Consider the following 20,878-nt stretch of genomic DNA (forward strand, 5'->3'; position numbering starts at 1 on the left):
TCGGACACCACAGAGAAGGAATCCAATATGAGCACAGGAACAGTGACGCTGCATCGCGTCCTCAAGGCCCCGCCCCTGCGGGTCTATCGCGCCTTTATCGAAGGGGAGGCGCTGGCCAAGTGGCTGCCGCCTAATGGCTTTACCTGCAAGGTGGCAGAGCTGGACGCCAGGGTCGGCGGCCACTTTCGCATGGCGTTCACCAATTTCGGCACCGGCCATAGCCACGCCTTTGGCGGCGAATATCAGGAGCTGGAGCCGGGCAAGCGCATCCGCTACACGGACCGCTTCGATGATCCCAACCTGCCGGGGGAGATGAAGGTCACCATCAGACTGACAGAGGTGCTGTGCGGCACCGAGCTCGCCATCGAGCAGGCCGGGATCCCGGCGGTCATCCCGGTGGAGATGTGTTACCTCGGCTGGCAGGAGTCCCTGGCCCAGCTCGCCGCCCTGGTGGAGCCGGAGCTCCCGAGCGAATAACGGCCCTGCGTCAGGGGCCCAACGCAGACCGAACCCGGCGCCCAAAAAACAGAGAGCCTGCCAAACTGGCAGGCTCTCTTCATTTCGACAGACCGCGACTCCTATCCCAATAGGCGTCATTGTCGAAGGCAGTTTGGACACAGCCAGCGCGCAGAAACCGGAGCGTACTGGAGTACGTGAGGATGTCGAGCACTGCCTGGGTTCAACATGGCGAGTTAACTAGCCTGATGGGATGGGTTCTTATTGCAGGTTCAGGCCACCCAGATAATCACCCTTGCCGAGGTTCACCCCGGCCTGGCGCAGCAGGGCATAGGCCATGGTCAGGTGGAAGTAGAAGTTCGGGATGCCGTACTCGTGGACGCAGGTATGGCCATCCATGCCCTTGCCACCGGCCCAATAGGGATAGTAGTGACCGCTCGTATACTGGCTGAAATCGGCCTCCAGCTTGCTCTGCAGATAGGCGATGGTCTTGCCGATATGGGCGCGCAGATCCGCCATGGTCTTGGGATCGTCCCCCAGCACAGGCGGCTCGCTCAGGCTGGCGGTGGCGATCACGGCGCGGGCGCTGTCGCAGCAGATCAGCACCTGCTTGGAGAAGGGCAGCATGTCGACGATAAGACGCTCGCCCACAAAGTTGTCCACGTTGAACTTCTTCCCTTCGGCGTGGGCCTCGGCCTTGGCCAGGCAGTGGTCGAGGTTGGTCAGCATCTTGATAAACTGGGCGGCGATATCACGATTCATAATGCACTCTCGGTTGGTTGAAGGCAGTGAAACAAGCGGCATCACTATAGCGCATCCCCTCCCCGGTTCGAGCCCTGACTGGCAAAAAGCACAGAGGGTCTCGGTGCGAGACGACAAGGGATGACAAACCCGGCAAGCCCATGCTGCCGATGCTCCGGAGCCCAACCCCACAATGAGTCCCTCTTCGCCTCTTTTTTGATCTGTGACATGCATCACCCTTTTTCAGAGGCGTAGTCTGAAGCGGTTTCCTGGACACAGATAAGGAGGATGTCATGAAGATCTATGACCGGAACAGAAACGCGCTGCACCTGGGTCAGCGCGTGATGATCGCCGCCACCGGCGCCGTCGATACCCTGAAGGAGGCCCACACCGACAATATGACCCCCTATGAGGCAGAGCACGAGAAGTGCGTACTGCTGGCCAACACCCGAGAGCGTTACGCGCCCATCGAGTTGATTAGACTAGGCTGATACCGGCATTAGCTGTCACCCTACTCTTTACAATTCACCCGGCCGCCGCGCCCCGTCAGACGGTCGGGTTTCTGGTTCCCCCTCCCCCGCGTTTCTCCCCGTTTATGCCCATGGCCCCTTGGGTTGGCCCTCATAGAACCGTGCGGATCAGGCCCTGACCACGCCTTGTTTCCCCACTCTGGCTATGGCTTGCCTGAAACTATGACCGCCCCTGACTGGGTTTCTGGCGCCGGTGCCAGCAGCCGCCTGCCGAGATAACGGATCAGCAGCAGAGGCGGCAGCAGGGAAAGTAACAGCCAGTGGGTGTGGGGCAGGATAAAGGCATGAATGACTTCTCGCGGTAGCCAAGTAGAGGCTGTCGCCGTCATAAAGGCGATATCATAGGTCTGCCACAACCAGAGCCCGGCAAAGAGCACTGGTAGCAGTGAACGCGGTGTCAACAAAAACAGCGGCCAGAAGAAAGCTCCCAACAAGGCACCAAACTCCAGCATGGGCAGGGCTAGTTCGGTAAAGGTGCGCCCTGAAGAGAAACAGTTCCATTCGAGGAAGGAATCGACCTCCAGCGCTGGCCACCAGGATGCGTATTGAAACAGGGTGAACGAGAGCAGAAACAGCAGGCTGGTCAGCAGCGCCAACAGCGTTTTTCGCCAGAGCCATCGCCTCAGGAGATCAATCATCGGTATCCATCGAGACATTAATGACTCCCATCACATATTAAGGCAGTATGCCGTAGCATGGACTGCCTTTAAAGCAGGTGGTGCATATTACTAGGAGTATATTGAGGCAAGAAAAATATCCTCACTCTTTGATATATAGAGTGAAAATACAGTTTCATTCCAGATTGAAACTCATTTGGTTTGGCATTGCCAATGCTCTCGCCTAGATTGATGCGGGCGTTACAGGACTACTAATGAACAATAATAAGACTGACGGATTTCCGAAGGGTGTAGCCGAGAAGCTAAAAACTTATGTGTATCGGCTAATTGACCCTCGCAATGGTGAAACCTTCTATGTTGGGAAAGGTGTAGGAGATCGAGTATTTGCACATATTCGAGAAGAAGGGGACTCCGAAGATCCAAGCAATAAACTTAAGCGAATTCGTGAGATTCACTTGGCTGGGTTAGAGGTTGGGCATGTGATTCACCGCCATGGAATGGATGATAATACGGCATTTGAGGTAGAAGCCGCTCTTATCGAAGCTTATCCAGGACTAACCAATATTGCTGGCGGGATGGGTAATGGCGAATTCGGCGTAATGCATGCAACTGAGATCATTCGCCGCTATGCAGCCAAACCAGCCGTGATTAAACACAAAGCTCTCCTCATCACAATTAACCGCAGTGCCGCTGAGCACTCAATCTACGAAGCTACCAGGTATGCCTGGAAACTGAGTAGAGTGAAGGTCGAGGAAGCCGAACTAGTCCTAGCCACCATTCAAGGCATGATTGTCGGTGCATTTGTCCCAGAACAGTGGCTACCAGCCACACCAGAACATTTCCCTGGCCGCGAGCCAATGACCGGCAGATTGGGTTTTTTTGGTCATGAAGCGCCTGAAAATATCCGGTCTCAGTACGTAGGTAGATCCGTTCCGAAAGCCTTCCAAAAAAAAGGAGCCGCCAATCCGGTTAAATACAGTTGGGGCAAAGCGGAGCAAGGAGAGTGATTAGCCTCCAATTACCAAGCCAACGCCAAGAATGATTGCGAAGCCACTAATTAGCAGTAATCAATTAGTGACTTTTCTTGGCAATGCAAAGAGGAATAACTAGCCTGGCCCACAGGGCGGGCGAAACCCTGTCGAGGGCCATGCCTTCGCGTTCTGCACGACGGCAGGCCACGACACCATTTGCAAACGTCCCCCTCGTCCCCAACCCTTCTCCCGCAAGAGGAGAAGGGAGCAAAGATGATCTCTGGAAAAAGCACGTCTCCCACGGGAGGATAAGGGGGCAAGGACTATCGCTAGGATGATCCCCTCTCCCGTTGGGAGAGGGTCAGGGTGAGGGAATTAGAGCGCTTCCAATCTGGCGTAGGCAGTGACGAGCCACTTGGCGCCGACGTCGTCGAACTGGATCTGCACCCGGCTCTGCTGGCCGACCCCTTCGAAGTTCAGCACTATGCCTTCCCCGAATTTCGGGTGTAGCACCCGCTGACCGAGCTTGATGCCGCTGGCGTCGAAGCTCTGCTGCACCTCGTTCTGGCTGAAACGACCGTACTGGGTAGGGCGGCTCACCTGGGTGCGCAGCCGGATCTCTTCCAGGCAGTCGGCGGGCATCTCGCGGATAAAGCGGCTCGGCTTGTGGAACATTTCGCGGCCGTAGATGCGGCGGCTCTCCGCATAACAGATGTAGAGCTTCTCCATGGCGCGGGTCATGCCCACGTAACAGAGGCGGCGCTCCTCCTCGAGACGGCCCGACTCCTCGGTGGATTGCTGGCTCGGGAACATCCCTTCCTCGACGCCGACCAGCAGCACCAGGGGGAACTCCAGGCCCTTGGCGCTGTGCAGCGTCATCAGCTGTACCGCATCGGCGTATTCGTCCGCCTGACCCTCCCCCGCCTCCAGCGCCGCGTGGGCGAGGAAGGCGGAGAGATCGCTCATGTCCTCCAACTCGTCCGGCCGCTGGTACTGGCGGCAGGCGGTGACCAACTCGTCCAGGTTTTCCACCCGCGCCTGGGACTTCTCGCCCTTCTCCGCCAGATACATGGCCTTGAGGCCGGAGTGCTGGATGGCAATATCCGCCTGCTGATGCAGGGGCAGCAGGGAGACCTGCTCCTCCAGTGCATCGATGAGATCGACGAAGCCGCGCACCGCGTTGCCGGCGCGGCCGGTCAGCACCTTGTCGTTGAGCAGGGTTTTGGCGGACTGCCACAGGTTCTGGCCCTGATCCCGAGCGTTGTTACGCAGGATCTCCAGGGTGCGATCGCCGATGCCGCGGGTCGGGGTGTTAACGACCCGCTCGAAGCTGGCGTCGTCGCCGCGGTTGTTGATGAGGCGCAGGTAGGCCATGGCATCCTTGATCTCCTGGCGCTCGAAGAAGCGCAGACCGCCGTAGATGCGGTACGGCATGGCGTCCTGCATCAGCGCCTCTTCCAGCACCCGTGACTGGGCGTTGGAGCGATAGAGGATGGCGCAGTCGGTGAGCAGGCCCCCCTTCTCCTTCCAGTCCTTGAGGCGACCGACCACGAAGCGGGCCTCGTCCACCTCGTTGAAGGCTGCATACAGAGAGATCGGCTCGCCCTCGGCCCCCTCGGTCCATAGCTCCTTGCCGAGGCGCTCCGCGTTGTTGGCGATGACGCTGTTGGCGGCTTTCAGGATATTGGCGGTGGAGCGGTAGTTCTGCTCGAGGCGTATGGTCTCCGCCCCCTGGTAGTCGGTCAGGAAGCGCTGGATGTTCTCTATCTTGGCGCCGCGCCAGCCGTAGATGGACTGGTCATCGTCACCGACGATCATCACCCGGCCGCTGTCGCCGGCCAGCATCCGCAGCCAGGCGTACTGGATGCCGTTGGTATCCTGGAACTCGTCCACCAATATGTTCTGGAAGCGATCCCGGTAGTGCTCGAGGATGTGCGGCTTGTTCAGCCACAGCTCGTGGGCGCGCAGCAGGAGCTCGGCAAAATCCACCAGCCCTGAGCGATCGCAGGTCTCCTGGTAGGTCTTGTAGATCTGCTGATAGGTACGGGTGACGGGGTCGCCGTAGAGATCGATGTCGCCGGGGCGCAGGCCTTCGTCCTTCTTGCCGTTGATGTAGCCCATCACAGCGCGGGGAGCCCAGTGCTTCTCGTCCAGGTTCAGCGCCTTGAGCACCCGACGGATGAGACGGTACTGATCGTCGGAGTCGAGGATCTGGAAGTCTTGCGGCAGGCCCGCATCCAGATGGTGGGCCCGCAGCAATCGGTGGGCGATGCCGTGGAAGGTGCCTATCCACATGCCGCGCACGCCGTCGCCTATCACCTTCTCGACCCGGCCACGCATCTCGGCGGCGGCCTTGTTGGTAAAGGTCACGGCGATGATGGAGAAGGGTGAACAACGCTCCACCTGCATCAGCCAAGCGATGCGGTGCACCAGTACCCGGGTCTTGCCCGAACCGGCACCCGCCAGCACCAGCAGGTTGCAACGGGGGGCCGCCACCGCGTCTCTTTGCTTGTCGTTGAGCCCGTCGAGCAGGGTTGAAACGTCCATCACCACTCCTGTTTATTTATACAGGCGGCGATTATACGGCCTGAGCGGCCAGAGACCAAATCCGCGTGACATAGGGCCGTGGCCGTTCGCAGCAGGAGAAGATGCTGTTTCCATGCCACAAAATAGCGTCAATGGAAGCCGCCTTTTTCATCAAACAACGAAAACGCTTGCGCATAACTCGATGAATACAAACAAAAATGTCATTTGAACCCTATTAATCGCAGCATTTAGTTCTGAAAACAAGGTTAAAAACAAACACTTATAAAGCAATTTGCTTATATTTCAAACCGTTAACGCAAACGTTTTTCCTTTATGATCTCCTTGACCCACAAGTTGGCTCACTTACAGTTAGCCAGCGTGCTTTATAGCCTGCTGCTACGGCGGGTTGTGGACCCTCAACATAACAATCAAGGATACGATCGTGACTAAAGTGCTCAAGCTGGCCACCGTGGCCGCCCTCACCCTCGCTGCCCTGTCTGCCCAGGCGGCCTCCGAGCCCGCCGTCATCTATGACACCGCCGGCAAATTCGACAAGTCCTTCAACGAAGCCGTGTTCCGCAACGGCGTCGAAGTCTACAACAAGGACAAAGGCGTCAAGGTCAAGGAGTTCGAACCCCAGAACGAAGCCCAGCGTGAGCAGGGCCTGCGCCGTCTGGCCAGCCGTGGCAACGGTCCCATCGTCGCCGTCGGCTTCAACATGGGCTCTGCGGTAGAGAAGGTCGCCACCGAGTTCCCGAAAACCCAGTTCACCATCATCGACATGGTGGTCGACAAGCCGAACGTACAGTCCCTCATCTTCAAGGAGCATGAAGGTTCCTTCCTGGTGGGTGCACTGGCGGCCATCGCCTCCAAGACCGGCAAGGTCGGCTTCGTGGGCGGCATGGACATCCCGCTGATCCGCAAGTTCCAGTGCGGCTACGAGCAGGGCGCCAAGTACATCAATCCGAAGATCGACGTATACCAGAACATGACCGGCTCCACCCCGGCCGCCTTTGCTGACCCGGCCAAGGGTGCAGAGCTGGCCAAGTCCCAGTTCGCCAAGGGCGCCGACGTTGTCTATGCCGCCGCCGGCGGCACCGGCATCGGTGTCTATCAGGCCGCCAAGGACGAAGGCAAGCTGGCCATCGGCGTGGATTCCAACCAGAACCACCTGCAGCCGGGCACCATGCTGACCTCCATGGTCAAATCTGTCGGCCTGGCCGCTTACAAGAGCTGGGATGACGCCGCCAAGGGCGAGTGGAAGCCTGGCATCCAGTCCCTGGGTCTGGCGGAAGGCGGTGTGGATTGGGCACTGGACGAGAACAATGCCAAGCTGATCACACCGGAGATGAAGGCCAAGGTCGACGCCATCAAGGCCGACATCATCGCCGGCAAGATCAAGGTGCACGACTACATGAGCGACAACTCCTGTAAGTACTGAGTCTCTGCTACGACTCTCAACCTATGATGACCGGCCCGCACGGGCCGGTTTTTAGTCTCTACTTCATGACCCGCAAGGACTGCATCATGGACCAGACAGATCGCTATGCCATCGAATTAAGAGGTATCGATAAGCGCTTTGGCGAAGTTTACGCCAACAAGCAGATCGACCTTCAGGTTCGTAAAGGCAGCATTCACGGCATCGTCGGCGAAAATGGCGCCGGCAAGTCGACCCTGATGAGCATCATCTACGGTTTCTACCACGCCGATAAGGGCGAGATGCTGATCGACGGCAAACCCTTCAAACCCCATGGCTCACAAGACGCGATCACCGCGGGCGTGGGCATGGTGCACCAGCACTTCATGCTGGTTAACAATTTTACAGTGTTAGAAAACGTCATCCTCGGCGCGGAAAACGGCTGGCACCTGGGCAAGAGCCTGGCGGCGGCCGAGAAACTGCTCGGCGAGCTGGCCCGGGACTATGGTCTCGAGGTGCCGCTGCACGAGAAGGTCGAGGATCTGCCGGTGGGCCTGCAACAGCGGGTCGAGATCCTCAAGGCGCTCTATCGCGGCGCCCGCATCCTGATCCTGGACGAGCCGACCGGGGTGCTGACCCCGCAAGAGGCGGATCACCTGTTCGAGGTGCTGAAAAAGCTGCGGGATCAGGGGGCGACCATCATCCTCATCACCCACAAGCTGCGGGAGATCCTGGCCATCACGGATCAGGTCTCCATCATGCGCCGGGGGGAGATGGTGGCCCACGTTGCCACCAAGGATACCGACAAGGAGCAGCTGGCCGAGCTGATGGTGGGCCGCAAGGTGCGCCTCAAGGTCGACAAGGGCGCCGCCCAGCCGGGCGAGGCCAAGCTCAAGGTCGAGGGGCTCAGCTACTTCGATGACGCCAAGGTGGAGCGGGTCAAGTCCGTCAGCTTCGAGGTGCGGGCCGGGGAAGTGGTCGGCATCGCCGGCGTCTCCGGCAACGGCCAGTCCGAGCTGCTCAGCCTGCTCGGCGGCATCCTCAAGCCGAGCAAGGGCAGCTTCACCATCAAGGGCAGCAGCGCCGTGCATCAGGTGAACCACGACCAGCCCGCCAACCCCGAGATGGTGCGCAACTTCGGTCTCGGCCACATCCCGGAAGACAGGCACAAGATGGGTCTCATCAATCGCTTCGAGGCGAAAGAGGCCTTCATCCTCGGCTATCACAGGCGTGGCCAGTACAACAAGGGGATGCTGCAGGACAAGGCGGCCATCCGCCAGGACTGCCAGGAGAAGATGGACAAGTGGGACGTGCGCCCGCCCCATCCCGAGCACAAGACGGCGAACTTCTCCGGCGGCAACCAGCAGAAGCTGGTGATCGCCCGTGAAGTGGAGCAGGACCCGGATGTGCTGCTGGTCGGCCAGCCGACCCGTGGGGTCGACATCGGCGCCATCGAGTACATCCACCAGCAGATCATCGCCATGCGCGACAAGGGCAAGGCCGTGTTGCTGGTGTCGGTGGAGCTGGACGAGATCATGAGTCTGTCCGACCGCATTCTGGTCATCGCCGATGGTCGCATCGTCGGTGAGCTGGACGGCGCCAAGGCGGATGAACGCACTATCGGTTTGATGATGGCTAACATAGTCCCCGACGAGATTGCCAAGGAGGCTCGCCCATGAGCCAAGCACGTATCCCTGCCTGGATCTCCGTGGGCGTGCTGCCCGCGATCAATATCCTGCTGGCCTTCCTGGTGTCGGCCATCCTGTTCTACTACCTCGACATCAACCCGATCGATGCCGCCGAGATCATGTGGTACGGCGCCTTTGGCACCGGCGAGGGCATAGGCTTCACCCTCTACTACGCGACCGGCTTTATCTTCACCGGTCTGGCGGTGGCGGTGGCCTTCCACGCCGGCCTGTTCAACATCGGCGGTGAGGGCCAGGCCTACATCGGCGGTCTCGGCGTCGGCCTGGTCTGTCTGCTGCTCGGTGATGTGCTGCCGTTCGCGCTCTTGTTGCCGCTCGCTATCATAGCCGGTGGTCTGTTCGGTGCGGCCTGGGCCTTCATCCCGGCCTGGCTGCAAGCCAAGCGCGGCAGCCACATCGTCATCACCACCATCATGTTCAACTTCATCGCCGCCTCCCTGATGGCCTACCTGCTGGTCGACGTCTTCAAGCCGCCAGGATCCATGGCCACCGAGAGCAAGGTGTTCGCCATGGCGAGCTGGCTGCCGAAGATGAGCGAGCTGGCGGCCGGTTTCGGCGTGGAGATGCCGAACAGCCCGCTGAACATCAGCTTCTTCTGGGCGCTGATCTGCGCACTGCTGGTGTGGGTCTTCATCTGGCATACCCGCTGGGGTTACGAGATCCGCTCGGTGGGCGCCAGCCAGAGTGCCTCCGCCTACGCGGGCATCTCCTATCCCAAGGTGGTGATCCTGGCCATGGTGATCTCCGGCATGCTGGCGGGCTTCTTCGCCCTCAACGTGCTGCAGGGCGAGCTGCACCAGATCAAGCTGAACTTCGTGGAGGGCTTCGGCTTCACCGGCATCGCGGTGGCCCTGATGGGGCGCAACCACCCGGTCGGCGTCATCATCGCCAGCCTGTTGTTCGGCTTCCTCTATCAGGGGGGCGCCGAGCTCAGCTTCGAGTTCGGGGTGGACCGCAACATCGTCGTGGTGCTGCAGGGTCTGGTGATCCTGTTCTGCGGCGCGCTGGAGCACATGCTGCGTCCGCGCATCGAGCAGTGCTACCTGGCCTTTGCCAACCGTTCAGCCGCGCAAGTCAAAGGAGCCTGACCATGTTCGAAACGCTGATCTTGATGCTGGATGCGACCATACGTACCGCACCACCGCTCATCCTGGCGGCCATGGCCGGCATGTTTTGTGAACGCTCCGGGGTAGTCAACATCGCCCTGGAAGGCAAGCTGCTGGCGTCCGCCTTCGCCAGTGCGGCGGCGGCAGCCGTCACCGGTTCCGCCTGGATTGGGCTGGGTGCCGGAGTGGGTATCGCCGTCCTGTTCGCCCTGCTGCACGGCTTCGCCACCATCACCCACCGGGGTGATCAGGTGGTGAGCGGCATGGCCATTAACATACTGGCGGCCGGCCTGACCGTCACCCTGGGCCGTTACTGGTTCGATCAGGGTGGCCAGACCCCGGCGCTGTCCGGTGCGGCCCGCTTCGCCCCCATCGATCTGCCCTACGCCAAGGAGCTGTACGACGTGCCCGTCATCGGCCAGCTCTACAGCGAGCTGCTGAGCGGTCACTCCCTACTGGAGTACGTGGCCTTCGCCGCCGTGCCCCTGGCCTGGTGGGTGCTGTTCCGCACCCGCTTCGGCCTGCGCCTGCGCGCCGTGGGCGAGGCCCCGGCCGCGGTCGATACCGCCGGCATCTCCGTGGTGCGCATGCGCTACACGGCCCTCATCATCGGCGGTCTGCTGGCCGGCATAGGTGGCACCTATCTGGCCGTGGCCCAGACCGCCCAGTTCATCCCGAACATGAGTGCGGGCAAGGGCTTCATGGCGCTGGCGGCCCTGGTGTTCGGCAAGTGGAAACCCTGGAGCGCCATGGCGGCCTGCCTGCTGTTCGGCTTCCTCGACGCGGTCGCCATCCGGTTGCAGGGGGTCAGCATCGGCGACTTCCCGATCCCGGTACAGGCCATCGAGGCGCTGCCCTACATACTGACGGTGTTCCTGCTGGCCGGCTTCATCGGCAAGGCAGTGGCACCCAAGGCCCTCGGCACCCCCTACGTCAAGGAACGGGAATAGCTTCCCTCCGTGCAAAAAATGCAAACAGGCCCACGGAAGTGGGCCTTTTTTATGGGCGCGTGGCGGGGTGGAAACCTTCAGCCGATGGGGCGCACCAGGGCCGGCTGACTGGGGTCGCTCAGCCGTTCGGCGAGATAATCCACCAGCAGCCGCACCTTGGGGGAGAGGTGGCGGTTGTGGGGATAGAGGGCCCAGATCCCCTCCTCCGGCGCCCTCAGCTCCGGCAACAGCTCGATGAGATCCCCCCGGGCCAGATGGTCGCTCACGTAGTAGTCCGGCAGTTGGATGATGCCGATGCCCTTGAGCGCCGCGTCCAGCAGGGCGTGGCCGCTGTTGCACTGCAAGATGCCGCGCACCCGCACGCTGTGGGGACGGCCGGCCAGGGTGAAGTGCCACTCGTCCCCATTGCCCACCAGACAGGTGTGGCGGGAGAGCTCGGAGAGGCTGTTGGGCATGCCGTGGCGTGCGGTGTAGGCCGGTGAGGCGCACACATAAGGTACCCGCTTGGCCAGCCTGCGGGCCACCAGGGTCGAATCCTTCAGATGGCCGAGGCGGATGGCGAGATCGAACCCCTCGTGCACCAGGTCTAGCAGCTGGTTGGTGAGGTTGAGGGTCACCTCCAGCTGGGGGAAGCGCACCATGAAGTCGTTCACCAGGGGGGCGATGCGGCTCTCGCCGTAGGAGACGGGGGCCGTGATGCGCAGCAGCCCCTGGGGTTCGGCCTGATGCTGGCCGAGGGCCAGCTCCGCCTCGTAGAGGTTGTCCAGCAACTGGCGGCAGTGGCGATAGTAGATCTCCCCGAGCTCGGTGAGCCGCACCTGGCGGGTGGTGCGCAGCAGCAGCTTGGCCTGCAGCCTGTCTTCCAACTGCGCCACCTGGCGGCTGACCTGAGCCACCGACACCCCCAGCTTGCGCGCCGCCGGGGTGAAGCCCCCCTGCTCCGCCACGCTGACAAACTCGCAGATCCCTTCCCAGCCGAACATTATTACCTATCTGTAAAAGTGATTTGATATTTCGCCTTATTATCACCAAATCGGCGGGAAACTACACTGGTTGTCCGAACCCATTTCGTTCAACTCTCCACCATAAGGACATCATCCATGGCACAGGTTCAAAGCATCAAGTGTAAGGCCGCCATCGCCTGGGGCCCGGGTCAGCCCCTCTCCATCGAAGAGGTCGAGGTCATGCCACCCCAGGCCGGCGAGGTGCGGGTCCGCATCGTCGCCACCGGCGTCTGCCACACCGATGCCTTCACCCTGTCCGGTGAAGATCCGGAAGGGGTCTTCCCCTGCATCCTGGGCCACGAGGGGGGCGGCATCGTCGAGTCCATCGGCGAAGGGGTCACCAGCGTCAAGGTCGGCGATCACGTGATCCCCCTCTACACCCCGGAGTGCCGCGAGTGCAAGTTCTGCAAGTCCGGCAAGACCAACCTGTGCCAGAAGATCCGCGCCACCCAGGGCAAGGGGCTGATGCCGGACGGCACCACCCGCTTCTCCAAGGACGGTCAGCCCATCTATCACTACATGGGCACCTCCACCTTCAGCGAATACACGGTACTGCCGGAGATCTCCATCGCCAAGGTGGACCCTGCCGCCCCGCTGGAGGAGGTCTGCCTGCTGGGTTGCGGCGTCACCACAGGCATAGGCGCCGTGATGAACACCGCCAAGGTCAAAGAGGGTGAGAGCGTCGCCATCTTCGGGCTGGGTGGCATAGGCCTCTCCGCCATCATAGGCGCGCGTCTGGCCAAGGCCGGCCGCATCATCGCCATCGACATCAACGAGAGCAAGTTCGCACTGGCCCGCAAGCTCGGTGCCACCGACTGCATCAACCCGAACGACTATGACAAGCCCATCCAGGAGGTGATCGTCGAGATGACCGACGGCGGCGTCGACTTCTCCTTCGAGTGCATCGGCAACGTCAAGGTGATGCGCGCCGCACTGGAGTGCTGCCACAAGGGCTGGGGCGAGTCCGTCATCATAGGGGTCGCTGGCGCGGGCCAGGAGATCAGCACCCGTCCGTTCCAACTGGTCACCGGCCGGGTCTGGCGCGGCAGCGCCTTCGGCGGCGTGCGCGGTCGCAGCGAGCTGCCGAGCTATGTGCAGCGCTACATGCAGGGTGAGTTCCGTCTCGACGACTTCATCACCCACACCATGGCCCTCGAGCAGATCAACGAGGCGTTCGAGCTGATGCACGAAGGCAAGAGCATCCGCAGCGTCATCCACTACTGATACCATGAGGGCCCCGCCCGTGCGGGGCCCGGGAGTTCGTCGATGAATCTGGACATCATCAGCAGCAACAAGAGCTTCGGCGGCTGGCACAAGCAGTATCGCCACCCCTCCAGCGTGCTCGGGTGCGAGATGCGCTTCGCCATCTACCTGCCCCCCCAGGCCCTCACCGGCCAGAAGGTGCCCGTGCTCTACTGGCTCTCCGGCCTCACCTGTACCGATGAAAACTTCATGCAAAAGGCCGGTGCCCAGCGCATCGCCGCCGAGCTCGGCATCGCCCTGGTGGCGCCGGACACCAGCCCCCGCGGGGAAGGGGTAGCGGACGACCCTGGCTACGATCTCGGCATGGGGGCAGGTTTCTACGTCAACGCCACCCAGAGTCCCTGGCGCGATCACTATCAGATGTATGACTACGTCACCCGGGAGTTGCCCGATCTCATCGAGACCCACTTCCCGGTCTCGACCCGGCGCGCCATCAGCGGCCACTCCATGGGAGGCCACGGGGCCCTGATCGCCGCCCTGCGCGAACCCGGGCGCTACCAGTCCGTCTCCGCCTTCAGCCCCATCAGCCACCCGAGCCGCTGCCCCTGGGGCCAGAAGGCGCTCGGTGCCTATCTCGGCAACAACCCCTTGTTGTGGCAGGAGTGGGATGCCTGCCAGCTGCTGCGTCACCACGACGGCCCATCCCTGCCGACCCTGGTAGACGTGGGGCTGGACGACCCCTTCCTGAGCGAACAGCTCGGCATCGATACCCTGGCCGAGGTCGCCGGCATCAAGGGCTGGCCCCTGACGCTCAACCGCCACCCCGGTTACGATCACAGCTACTACTTCGTGGCGAGCTTCATCGAGGCGCACCTGCGTTTCCACGCCGGGCATCTCGGCGGCTAGCCAACCACCTCCCCTGATCCTCGGCGGTCAGGGGCGACCCGGGGCGCCACCTGCAAATGGCGGCCCGCATCATCCAAGGAAAGGGAGACAAGGATGCATCTCTTCACCAGCCTGCAGGCCATGCCGGATCAGTTCGAACAGCTGCTGGCCCAGGTACCCACCGAATACCTGAACTGGGAGCCCGCCAACTGGGACGGCATTCCCTCCGAGCGCTTCAGCGCCCAGGGCCACCTCTGCCACCTGGTGGATATCGAGGTGCTGGGTTATCGGGTCCGTTTTCAGCGCACCCTGGAGGAGGATCTGCCCGAGCTCGCCTCCCTCGATGGCTATCAGCTGGCGCTGGACAACGATTATCGCCGCCAGGATCCCGCCACCCAGCTGGCCCGTTTTCGCGCCGCCCGCGCCGAGACTCTCGCCTGGCTTAAGGCTCAGCCTCCCTCGGCCTGGGGACGGCGAGCCCGCTACGGCAACTACGGGGAGCTGACCCTGGACGGTCTGGTGCGCCTGCTGGTCAGCCACGACCACCAGCATCTGGCCGGCATGCAGTGGCTGCTGATGCGGCTGAATGCGGATCTGCGCCTAGCCCTGCCCCTGGCCTGAGAGAAAACCCCAGGACGACGGATAACGAAACAGGCCCTGCAGGGCCTGTTTTTTTAGCTGTGTTGGAACTGGGTTCTCAGCTTCCGACCCGGGAGATGGAGCCGGAGCCGGCGATCTCGCTCTCCAGCCTGGGGTTGCCCAGATAGTTCACCGAGCCGGAGCCGGCGATGCCCACCTTCAGCAGCTCGCTGGCATTCACTTCCACGTCGCCACTGCCAGCGATATTGACCTCGACCTCCTCACCCTTGAAGTCGGCACCGGACACGCCGCCGGCACCGGCGAGGTTCAGCTCAACCTCTTTGGCGGAGCCTGCCCCCAGATCCAGGTTACCCGCACCGGCGACATTGCCCTCCAGCCGATCCAGCGTCAGCTGGCTGGCGACTATGTCTCCCAGCCCAGCCACAGACAGCACCAACTCATTCCCCGAGAAACCGCTCAGGTCCCCGCGAGCCAGGCCCGCCAGCGCCAGCTCCGTCACCCTGGGCAGGGTGATGGTGATGTCGATGGGTTCGAAGTGCTCGAACCGGTAGCCATCCTTGACCTCCAGCTCCAGCTTGTCGTCTCGCTCGGTGAGCTCCACATAGGACAGCAGATTCTCCTGCCCGCGGATCAAGATGCCCCTCTCTTCCCCGACCACCAGATGGATATTGGCGGGCACCCCGGCCTGCACCCGGGTCACAGATTCGCCCAGGGGATGGCGCTGCTCGATGACGGCGCCGTCGCCGCTCACTAGGGTATCATCCAGCTTGCTGCAGCCACCCAGCCCCAGCACCAATATCAATCCCAGCATCCATTTCATTGCACTCTCCTTGTTGATGGCCCTGTCCGGACTGTTTGTACTCATCCGGGGATCTAGATGGCAATCCTTGTGCCATAAGTTCAATCGTATGATTTTTATGGATTTTGCTATCTTTATTGCCCATGTCATCAGGCTGTAAGGTGCCATTCTGACGATATAGTGGTGAAACTGACCATACCCGTATGGAGACGTTGTTCACTGCAAGACCCCATTCATCCTGTCGTCACGACACCCGCCGTCGACAGTTTTTTGTTGTGGCGCCGGTCTGTTGAGCCAATAGTGATACTTTGTGCATCCGCTGCACCGTCCGTCTTCACTGCCCACAAGGAGTCAGAGCGTGACCCAAGCCAGCCATCCCTTTGCCGCTCTCGGCGGCCTGCCAGCCCCGACCCGCACCCCGCTGCTGACCGGCGAGGATCCCGAGCAGAAGCGCCGCGAGCTGCTCGCCTACTTCTGCCAGACCTTCGATCTCTACGACTCCCTGTTCGACTGCCTGGCGGACGAGCGCGCCTGGTTCAACAAGGCCATCTCCCTTCGCCATCCCCTCATCTTCTACTACGGCCACACCGCCGCCTTCTTCATCAACAAGTTGCTGGCGGCTCGTCTCATCGATAGCCGGCTCGATCCGCGCATCGAGGCCATGGTCGCCATCGGGGTGGACGAGATGAGCTGGGACGATCTGGACGAGACCCACTACGACTGGCCCGCCGTCGCCGAGCTCCGCAGTTACCGCGGCCGGGTGCGCGCCCTGGTGGTTGACTTCATCGAACGCATGCCGATCGCACTGCCCATCCAGTGGCAGAGCCCGGCCTGGGTCATCCTGATGGGCATAGAGCACGAGCGCATCCACCTCGAGACCTCCAGCGTGCTGATCCGCCAGCTGCCCCTGGCCTGGGTGCGGCCACGGCGCCACTGGCCCGCCTGCGAGGTACGCTGCCACCAGCCAGAGGAGGTGCCCGCCAACGATCTGCTGCCGGTGGCGGGCGGGCGGGTGCGCCTCGGCAAGCAGGATGCCACCTATGGCTGGGACAACGAATACGGCGAGCGTCACATAGAGCTGGCCCCCTTCCAGGCGAGCCGCATGCTGGTGAGCAACTCCGAATACCTCGAGTTCGTGCAAGGGGATGGCTATCAGCAGCAGACCTGGTGGGATGACGAGGGTTGGGGCTGGCGCCAGTTCGCCGGGGCGCGGATGCCGAGCTTCTGGGTGGGCGATCCGGCCGAGCCGGATCAACTGCAACTTCGGCTGATGACGGAACAGGTCGACATGCCCTGGGACTGGCCTGCCGAGGTGAACCAGCTGGAGGCCGCCGCCTTCTGCCGCTGGAAATCGGCCCAGACCGGGCTGCCCATTCAGTTGCCGAGCGAGGGGGAATGGGCGCTGCTGCGGGAACAACTGACGGGGGATCAGCCTGACTGGCTGGAAGCCCCCGGCAATATCAACCTGGCCCGCTTCGCCTCCCCCTGCCCGGTCAACGCCTGCCCCCAGGCCGGCTTCTTCGATCTGGTGGGCAACGTCTGGCAGTGGACCAGCACAGCCATCGACGGCTTCGAGGGGTTCAAGGTGCATCCCCTCTACGACGACTTCTCCACCCCCACCTTCGACGGCAAGCACAGCCTCATCAAGGGGGGCAGCTGGATAAGCACGGGCAACGAGGCGCTCAAGTCGTCCCGCTACGCCTTTCGCCGCCACTTCTTCCAGCACGCGGGCTTCCGCTATCTGGTCTCCCGTTATCAGGAACCCATCACCGTGAATCCTTACGAAACCGACACGCTGGTCGCGCAATATCTCGACTTCCAGTACGGCCCGACCCACTTCGGGATCCCGAACTACGCCCAAACCCTGGCCAATCTCGCCGGCGAGCTGTGCAGCAACCACCAGCGGGCGCTGGACATCGGCTGCGCCACCGGCCGCGCCAGCTTCGAGCTGGCCCGCCACTTCCAGCATGTGGACGCCGTGGACTACTCGGCCCGCTTCATCGACGTGGCCCTGGCCCTGGCGAGCCAGGACAGCTTCCGCTACGCCATGCCGGTGGAAGGAGAGCTGGTGGAATATTGCGAGGCGCGGCTCTCCACCCAGGATCTGGGTAGTGCGCAGGCCGATCGTATCCACTTCAGCCAGGGGGATGCCTGCAACCTCAAGCCCAAGTATACAGACTACGATCTGGTGCTCGCCTCCAACCTCATCGACCGGCTGCGGGAACCCGCCCGTTTCCTGCGCGACATTGCCCCCAGGCTGCGCAGCGGCGGCCTGCTGGTGCTCACCAGCCCCTATACCTGGCTGACGGATTACACCCCCAAGGCGAACTGGCTCGGCGGTATCCGCGAGAATGGCGAGGCACTCTCCACCTATCAGGCCCTGCAGCGCCTGCTGGCGGCGGAGTTCGAGGAGCTGTGCCCGCCACGGGATGTGCCCTTCGTCATCCGCGAGACCGCCCGCAAGTACCAGCACACCCTGGCCCAGCTCACCGTCTGGCGCAAACGCTGAAGCTGAGGCAGCAAAAAGAGAGGGAGGCACCGGCCTCCCTCTCTCTCGTTCACGTCTATCTCTTGTCCACGCAGCGCGCTTGTCGCCTCGCCGGCGCCTCACCCCTCCTGATGGGCGAGCTCGGCAGTCCGCTCACGGTAGCGGCGCGCCAGCACGGCGCACACCATCAGCTGGATCTGGTGGAAGATCATCAGCGGCAGCACCATGACCCCGACGCTGGCGGCGGGGAACATGACGTTGGCCATGGGCACGCCGTTCGCCAGGCTCTTCTTGGAGCCGCAGAAGACGATGGTGATCTCGTCCGCCCGGTTGAAGCCGAGGCGTCGGCTGATCCAGACGTTCCAACCCAGCACCAGCGCCAACAGCACGCAGCTCAGCAGCACGATACTGGCCAGATCATACCAGCCCACCTGATGCCAGATCCCCTGCACCACGGCCTCGCTGAAGGCCACATAGACCACCAGCAGGATGGAGCTCTGATCCAGCTTGCCGATGAGGGGCCTGTGAGCGTCTACCCAGCGGCCGATGAGCGGGCGGGAGAGGTGACCCACCACGAAGGGCAGCATCAGCTGCACCATGATGGACTGGATGGAGTGCCAGGTGTCTACACCCTCCCCCTGCACCTTGATCATCAGCCCCACCAGCACGGGGGAGAGGAAGATACCGAGAATGCTGGAGGCCGAGGCGCTGCACACCGCCGCCGACACATTGCCGCCGGCCAATGAGGTGAAGGCGATGGCCGACTGCACGGTGGCGGGCAGGGCGCACAGATACAGGAAACCGAGGTAGATGGCCGGGCTCAGCCAGTGAGGTACGAAGGGGGTGAGCAGCAGCCCCAACAGGGGGAAGAGCACGAAGGTGCTGAACATGACCACCAGATGCAGCCGCCAGTGGCCGAGCCCCGCCAGCAGGTTCTGGCGCGACAGCTTGGCGCCGTGCATGAAGAAGAGCAGGGCCACCGCCAGCTTGGTGAGCCAACCGAACCAGACGGCGACCTCTCCCTCGCAGGGGAAGAAGGAGGCCAGGGCCACCACGGCAATCAGCACAGAGGTAAAGGGATCCAGACGCACGGAGAGTCTCCATCGAAGGCGCGCCCCGCTTCGCCGAGGCACTCGGACGCGGGACGACAGGAAAGACAACAGGAGCTGCTGGACAGCTCCCGTTGCAACGAATCCCCAGCTTACCCCGAGAAATGGGTGGCGCAAAGTTGAGCGATGGCCGCAGGTGTTCAAGAAAATTAAACGTTTACCCACCATGCAGGTGTGACGCTGAACGATAGACCGGGCAGTGGGGACGAAAAAACATAAAAAACGGGTGGCCTGAGCCACCCGTTGTTCCTGGAGCCGCGATGTCGTCAGCTCTCCTTGACCAGCTTGCTCCCCTTGCTTGGCCCAACCAGCTTGGCGGCCTGGCGCTTCTCGAAGCGGGAGATCCACCAGTAGGCGATGGCCGAGAACACCGCCGTCATGAAGACGTTGATGAAGAAGGCCCGCACCAGATCCACCCCGGCCGGGAAGGCGGAGGCGCTCATGCTGACCACGAAGATGAGGATGAGCACGGACACCACGGCCATGCCGAAGGTGCGGGAGCCCATGCGGAAGTCCCGCGGGGTATCGTCGTGTTTCCAGCGGAACACGAAGTAGGCCACCATGATGAAGATCGGCGGCAACATGGCGGTGCCGGCGGTGAGGTTGATGGCGGTGTTCATCATCTGCTGCACCGACTCGGAGCCGAAGCCGTTCACCACCAGCATCACGAACACGAACACAAATTGCCACCAGGCGGCGCGCACCGGCACCCCGTGCTGGTTCAGCTCTGTGGTCTTCTCGCCGTAGACCCCCTTGGGGATCTCGGAGAAGTGGATCTTCACCGGCGCCGAGGTCCACATCATCATGGAGCCGAACATGGCGATGAAGAGCACCACGCCGACGAAGCGGCCCACCAGCGCCTCGGAGACCTGGAAGTACTGGGCCATGCCGGTGAAGATCTCCACCATGCCGCCGGCGTAGGTGAGGCTTTCGCGCGGCACAAACACGTTCACCAGCAGGGAACCCAGGGCATACATGGCGCCGATGACGATGCCGGCGGTGATGATCACCCGGATGAAGGACTTCTGGCCCCCCTTGACGTCATTGAGGTAGGCCGCCGCCGTTTCGGCGCCCCCCGCCGCCTGGAAGATCCAGCACATGATGCCCAGCGTCGCCCAGTTGACCGTGGGGGTCATGGCCTCCAGCGTGATGGGCTGGGCCGGCACATGATCGCCGCTCAGGGCCATCAGGGCCCCCAGCACATAGATGGCAAACAGGGCGAACACCCCGTAGGCCACCAGTTCGGCGATCTTGCCGAGCCAGCTCGCCCCCTTGGTGGAGATGTGGGTCGCCGCCGCGAACAGGGCGATGGAGATGATGGAGGTCACCATGGGGGAGAAGCTGTACTCATACCCCAGCATGGCGTAGGAGGCGTAGGCGATGACGTTTGGCAGCAATGAGACGAACCAGAACAGGTTCACGAACCAGTAGAGGAAGGAGCCGAGGTAGGCCATGCGGGTACCGAGCGGCTTCTTGAGCCAGTCATACATGCCCGATTCCGACTGCCTGTTGGCGGAGACGAACTCGGAAATGATGAAGACGAAAGGAATAAAGTAAACGAGCGTAGCCAGCAGGAAGATGGGCGCCGAGCTCAGCCCCAGCTCTATGTTGTTGTTGACTATGTTGCGCACGTTGAACACGGCGGCAAAGGTCATCGACAGCAGGGCAAACTTGCCTATGGTGCCGCGTATTGAATCCGACATATTGTCCTCCCGGGGACCTCGCCGCTTCGCGAGGCGGCGCTTTGACTCTGAATGTGTTCGGCAGGGG

Annotated in this window: 18 protein-coding genes; 11 read left to right on the forward strand and 7 right to left on the reverse strand. The window is 62.0% G+C overall.

The window, feature by feature from the left end:
- Window positions 1–27 precede the first annotated feature (27 nt).
- Window positions 28–477 carry an SRPBCC family protein gene (locus ACRCYW_RS13385; protein ID WP_438550576.1) on the forward strand — a complete coding sequence of 150 codons (450 nt, stop codon included), beginning with the start codon at window positions 28–30 and terminating at the stop codon, window positions 475–477.
- A 240-nt stretch (window positions 478–717) separates the two neighbouring features.
- On the opposite strand, the gene ACRCYW_RS13390 is transcribed toward ACRCYW_RS13385, so the two are convergent.
- Window positions 718–1,218, reverse strand: a complete 501-nt coding sequence (locus ACRCYW_RS13390; RefSeq protein WP_438550577.1) for a DUF1993 domain-containing protein — start codon at window positions 1,216–1,218, stop codon at window positions 718–720.
- 272 nt (window positions 1,219–1,490) lie between these two features.
- Between ACRCYW_RS13390 and ydfZ the strand changes: the two genes are divergently transcribed.
- Window positions 1,491–1,688 (forward strand): putative selenium delivery protein YdfZ, encoded by a 198-nt coding sequence (gene ydfZ / locus ACRCYW_RS13395; protein WP_438550578.1) that lies wholly within the window; start codon window positions 1,491–1,493, stop codon window positions 1,686–1,688.
- Window positions 1,689–1,870: 182 nt separating this feature from the next.
- Here ydfZ and ACRCYW_RS13400 read toward each other — a convergent pair whose 3' ends face one another.
- A complete protein-coding gene (locus ACRCYW_RS13400) occupies window positions 1,871–2,365 on the reverse strand; it encodes a hypothetical protein (RefSeq protein ID WP_438550579.1) in 495 nt (164 codons plus the stop codon).
- 233 nt (window positions 2,366–2,598) lie between these two features.
- Between ACRCYW_RS13400 and ACRCYW_RS13405 the strand changes: the two genes are divergently transcribed.
- On the forward strand, window positions 2,599–3,351 hold the full coding sequence (locus tag ACRCYW_RS13405) for an LEM-3-like GIY-YIG domain-containing protein (RefSeq protein WP_438550580.1): 753 nt from the start codon (window positions 2,599–2,601) through the stop codon (window positions 3,349–3,351).
- Between the two features lie 339 nt (window positions 3,352–3,690).
- On the opposite strand, the gene uvrD is transcribed toward ACRCYW_RS13405, so the two are convergent.
- The gene (gene uvrD / locus ACRCYW_RS13410) at window positions 3,691–5,862 is read right to left on the reverse strand and encodes a DNA helicase II (RefSeq protein ID WP_438550581.1); all 2,172 of its coding nucleotides are present in this window, start codon (window positions 5,860–5,862) and stop codon (window positions 3,691–3,693) included.
- 421 nt (window positions 5,863–6,283) lie between these two features.
- Between uvrD and ACRCYW_RS13415 the strand changes: the two genes are divergently transcribed.
- From ACRCYW_RS13415 to ACRCYW_RS13430, 4 genes are all read left to right on the forward strand, one after another.
- Window positions 6,284–7,282, forward strand: coding sequence for a BMP family lipoprotein (locus ACRCYW_RS13415; protein WP_349920579.1), 999 nt, complete (start codon window positions 6,284–6,286; stop codon window positions 7,280–7,282).
- 86 nt (window positions 7,283–7,368) lie between these two features.
- Window positions 7,369–8,937 (forward strand): ABC transporter ATP-binding protein, encoded by a 1,569-nt coding sequence (locus tag ACRCYW_RS13420; RefSeq protein ID WP_438550582.1) that lies wholly within the window; start codon window positions 7,369–7,371, stop codon window positions 8,935–8,937.
- On the forward strand, window positions 8,934–10,052 hold the full coding sequence (locus ACRCYW_RS13425) for an ABC transporter permease (RefSeq protein ID WP_438550583.1): 1,119 nt from the start codon (window positions 8,934–8,936) through the stop codon (window positions 10,050–10,052). Before ACRCYW_RS13420 ends, ACRCYW_RS13425 begins: the two co-directional genes overlap by 4 nt.
- A gap of 2 nt (window positions 10,053–10,054) precedes the next feature.
- Window positions 10,055–11,020, forward strand: a complete 966-nt coding sequence (locus ACRCYW_RS13430) for an ABC transporter permease (protein ID WP_438550584.1) — start codon at window positions 10,055–10,057, stop codon at window positions 11,018–11,020.
- 77 nt (window positions 11,021–11,097) lie between these two features.
- Here ACRCYW_RS13430 and ACRCYW_RS13435 read toward each other — a convergent pair whose 3' ends face one another.
- The gene (locus ACRCYW_RS13435; RefSeq protein WP_438550585.1) at window positions 11,098–12,003 is read right to left on the reverse strand and encodes a LysR substrate-binding domain-containing protein; all 906 of its coding nucleotides are present in this window, start codon (window positions 12,001–12,003) and stop codon (window positions 11,098–11,100) included.
- Between the two features lie 117 nt (window positions 12,004–12,120).
- Here ACRCYW_RS13435 and ACRCYW_RS13440 point away from each other — a divergent pair, with 117 nt between their 5' ends.
- From ACRCYW_RS13440 to ACRCYW_RS13450, 3 genes are all read left to right on the forward strand, one after another.
- Window positions 12,121–13,248 carry an S-(hydroxymethyl)glutathione dehydrogenase/class III alcohol dehydrogenase gene (locus ACRCYW_RS13440; RefSeq protein ID WP_438550586.1) on the forward strand — a complete coding sequence of 376 codons (1,128 nt, stop codon included), beginning with the start codon at window positions 12,121–12,123 and terminating at the stop codon, window positions 13,246–13,248.
- 42 nt (window positions 13,249–13,290) lie between these two features.
- Window positions 13,291–14,133, forward strand: coding sequence for an S-formylglutathione hydrolase (fghA, locus tag ACRCYW_RS13445; protein WP_438550587.1), 843 nt, complete (start codon window positions 13,291–13,293; stop codon window positions 14,131–14,133).
- 93 nt (window positions 14,134–14,226) lie between these two features.
- Complete coding sequence (locus tag ACRCYW_RS13450; RefSeq protein ID WP_438550588.1) at window positions 14,227–14,733, forward strand: DinB family protein; 507 nt, start codon at window positions 14,227–14,229, stop codon at window positions 14,731–14,733.
- Between the two features lie 76 nt (window positions 14,734–14,809).
- Here the strand turns inward: ACRCYW_RS13450 and ACRCYW_RS13455 are convergent, their stop codons facing one another.
- Window positions 14,810–15,532, reverse strand: a complete 723-nt coding sequence (locus tag ACRCYW_RS13455; protein ID WP_438550598.1) for a head GIN domain-containing protein — start codon at window positions 15,530–15,532, stop codon at window positions 14,810–14,812.
- A 337-nt stretch (window positions 15,533–15,869) separates the two neighbouring features.
- Between ACRCYW_RS13455 and ovoA the strand changes: the two genes are divergently transcribed.
- Complete coding sequence (ovoA, locus tag ACRCYW_RS13460; RefSeq protein ID WP_438550589.1) at window positions 15,870–18,020, forward strand: 5-histidylcysteine sulfoxide synthase; 2,151 nt, start codon at window positions 15,870–15,872, stop codon at window positions 18,018–18,020.
- A gap of 98 nt (window positions 18,021–18,118) precedes the next feature.
- On the opposite strand, the gene ACRCYW_RS13465 is transcribed toward ovoA, so the two are convergent.
- Complete coding sequence (locus tag ACRCYW_RS13465; RefSeq protein ID WP_438550590.1) at window positions 18,119–19,090, reverse strand: bile acid:sodium symporter family protein; 972 nt, start codon at window positions 19,088–19,090, stop codon at window positions 18,119–18,121.
- Window positions 19,091–19,374: 284 nt separating this feature from the next.
- On the reverse strand, window positions 19,375–20,811 hold the full coding sequence (locus ACRCYW_RS13470) for an amino acid permease (protein ID WP_438550591.1): 1,437 nt from the start codon (window positions 20,809–20,811) through the stop codon (window positions 19,375–19,377).
- Window positions 20,812–20,878 lie beyond the last annotated feature (67 nt).

The organism is Aeromonas sp. (assembly GCF_051657805.1).
In the GTDB taxonomy this organism is placed as follows: Bacteria; Pseudomonadota; Gammaproteobacteria; order Enterobacterales; family Aeromonadaceae; genus Aeromonas.

Excerpts from the sequence above, each read along its gene's own strand:
- ACRCYW_RS13400 (WP_438550579.1), bottom strand. The coding sequence starts at position 2,365 with ATGATTGATCTCCTGAGGCGATGGCTCTGGCGAAAAACGCTGTTGGCG.
- fghA (WP_438550587.1), top strand. The coding sequence starts at position 13,291 with ATGAATCTGGACATCATCAGCAGCAACAAGAGCTTCGGCGGCTGGCAC.
- ACRCYW_RS13430 (WP_438550584.1), top strand. The coding sequence starts at position 10,055 with ATGTTCGAAACGCTGATCTTGATGCTGGATGCGACCATACGTACCGCA.
- ACRCYW_RS13385 (WP_438550576.1), top strand. The coding sequence starts at position 28 with ATGAGCACAGGAACAGTGACGCTGCATCGCGTCCTCAAGGCCCCGCCC.
- ACRCYW_RS13470 (WP_438550591.1), bottom strand. The coding sequence starts at position 20,811 with ATGTCGGATTCAATACGCGGCACCATAGGCAAGTTTGCCCTGCTGTCG.
- ACRCYW_RS13405 (WP_438550580.1), top strand. The coding sequence starts at position 2,599 with ATGAACAATAATAAGACTGACGGATTTCCGAAGGGTGTAGCCGAGAAG.
- uvrD (WP_438550581.1), bottom strand. The coding sequence starts at position 5,862 with ATGGACGTTTCAACCCTGCTCGACGGGCTCAACGACAAGCAAAGAGAC.
- ACRCYW_RS13455 (WP_438550598.1), bottom strand. The coding sequence starts at position 15,532 with ATGAAATGGATGCTGGGATTGATATTGGTGCTGGGGCTGGGTGGCTGC.
- ACRCYW_RS13420 (WP_438550582.1), top strand. The coding sequence starts at position 7,369 with ATGGACCAGACAGATCGCTATGCCATCGAATTAAGAGGTATCGATAAG.
- ACRCYW_RS13390 (WP_438550577.1), bottom strand. The coding sequence starts at position 1,218 with ATGAATCGTGATATCGCCGCCCAGTTTATCAAGATGCTGACCAACCTC.
- ACRCYW_RS13440 (WP_438550586.1), top strand. The coding sequence starts at position 12,121 with ATGGCACAGGTTCAAAGCATCAAGTGTAAGGCCGCCATCGCCTGGGGC.
- ACRCYW_RS13450 (WP_438550588.1), top strand. The coding sequence starts at position 14,227 with ATGCATCTCTTCACCAGCCTGCAGGCCATGCCGGATCAGTTCGAACAG.
- ACRCYW_RS13425 (WP_438550583.1), top strand. The coding sequence starts at position 8,934 with ATGAGCCAAGCACGTATCCCTGCCTGGATCTCCGTGGGCGTGCTGCCC.
- ydfZ (WP_438550578.1), top strand. The coding sequence starts at position 1,491 with ATGAAGATCTATGACCGGAACAGAAACGCGCTGCACCTGGGTCAGCGC.
- ACRCYW_RS13435 (WP_438550585.1), bottom strand. The coding sequence starts at position 12,003 with ATGTTCGGCTGGGAAGGGATCTGCGAGTTTGTCAGCGTGGCGGAGCAG.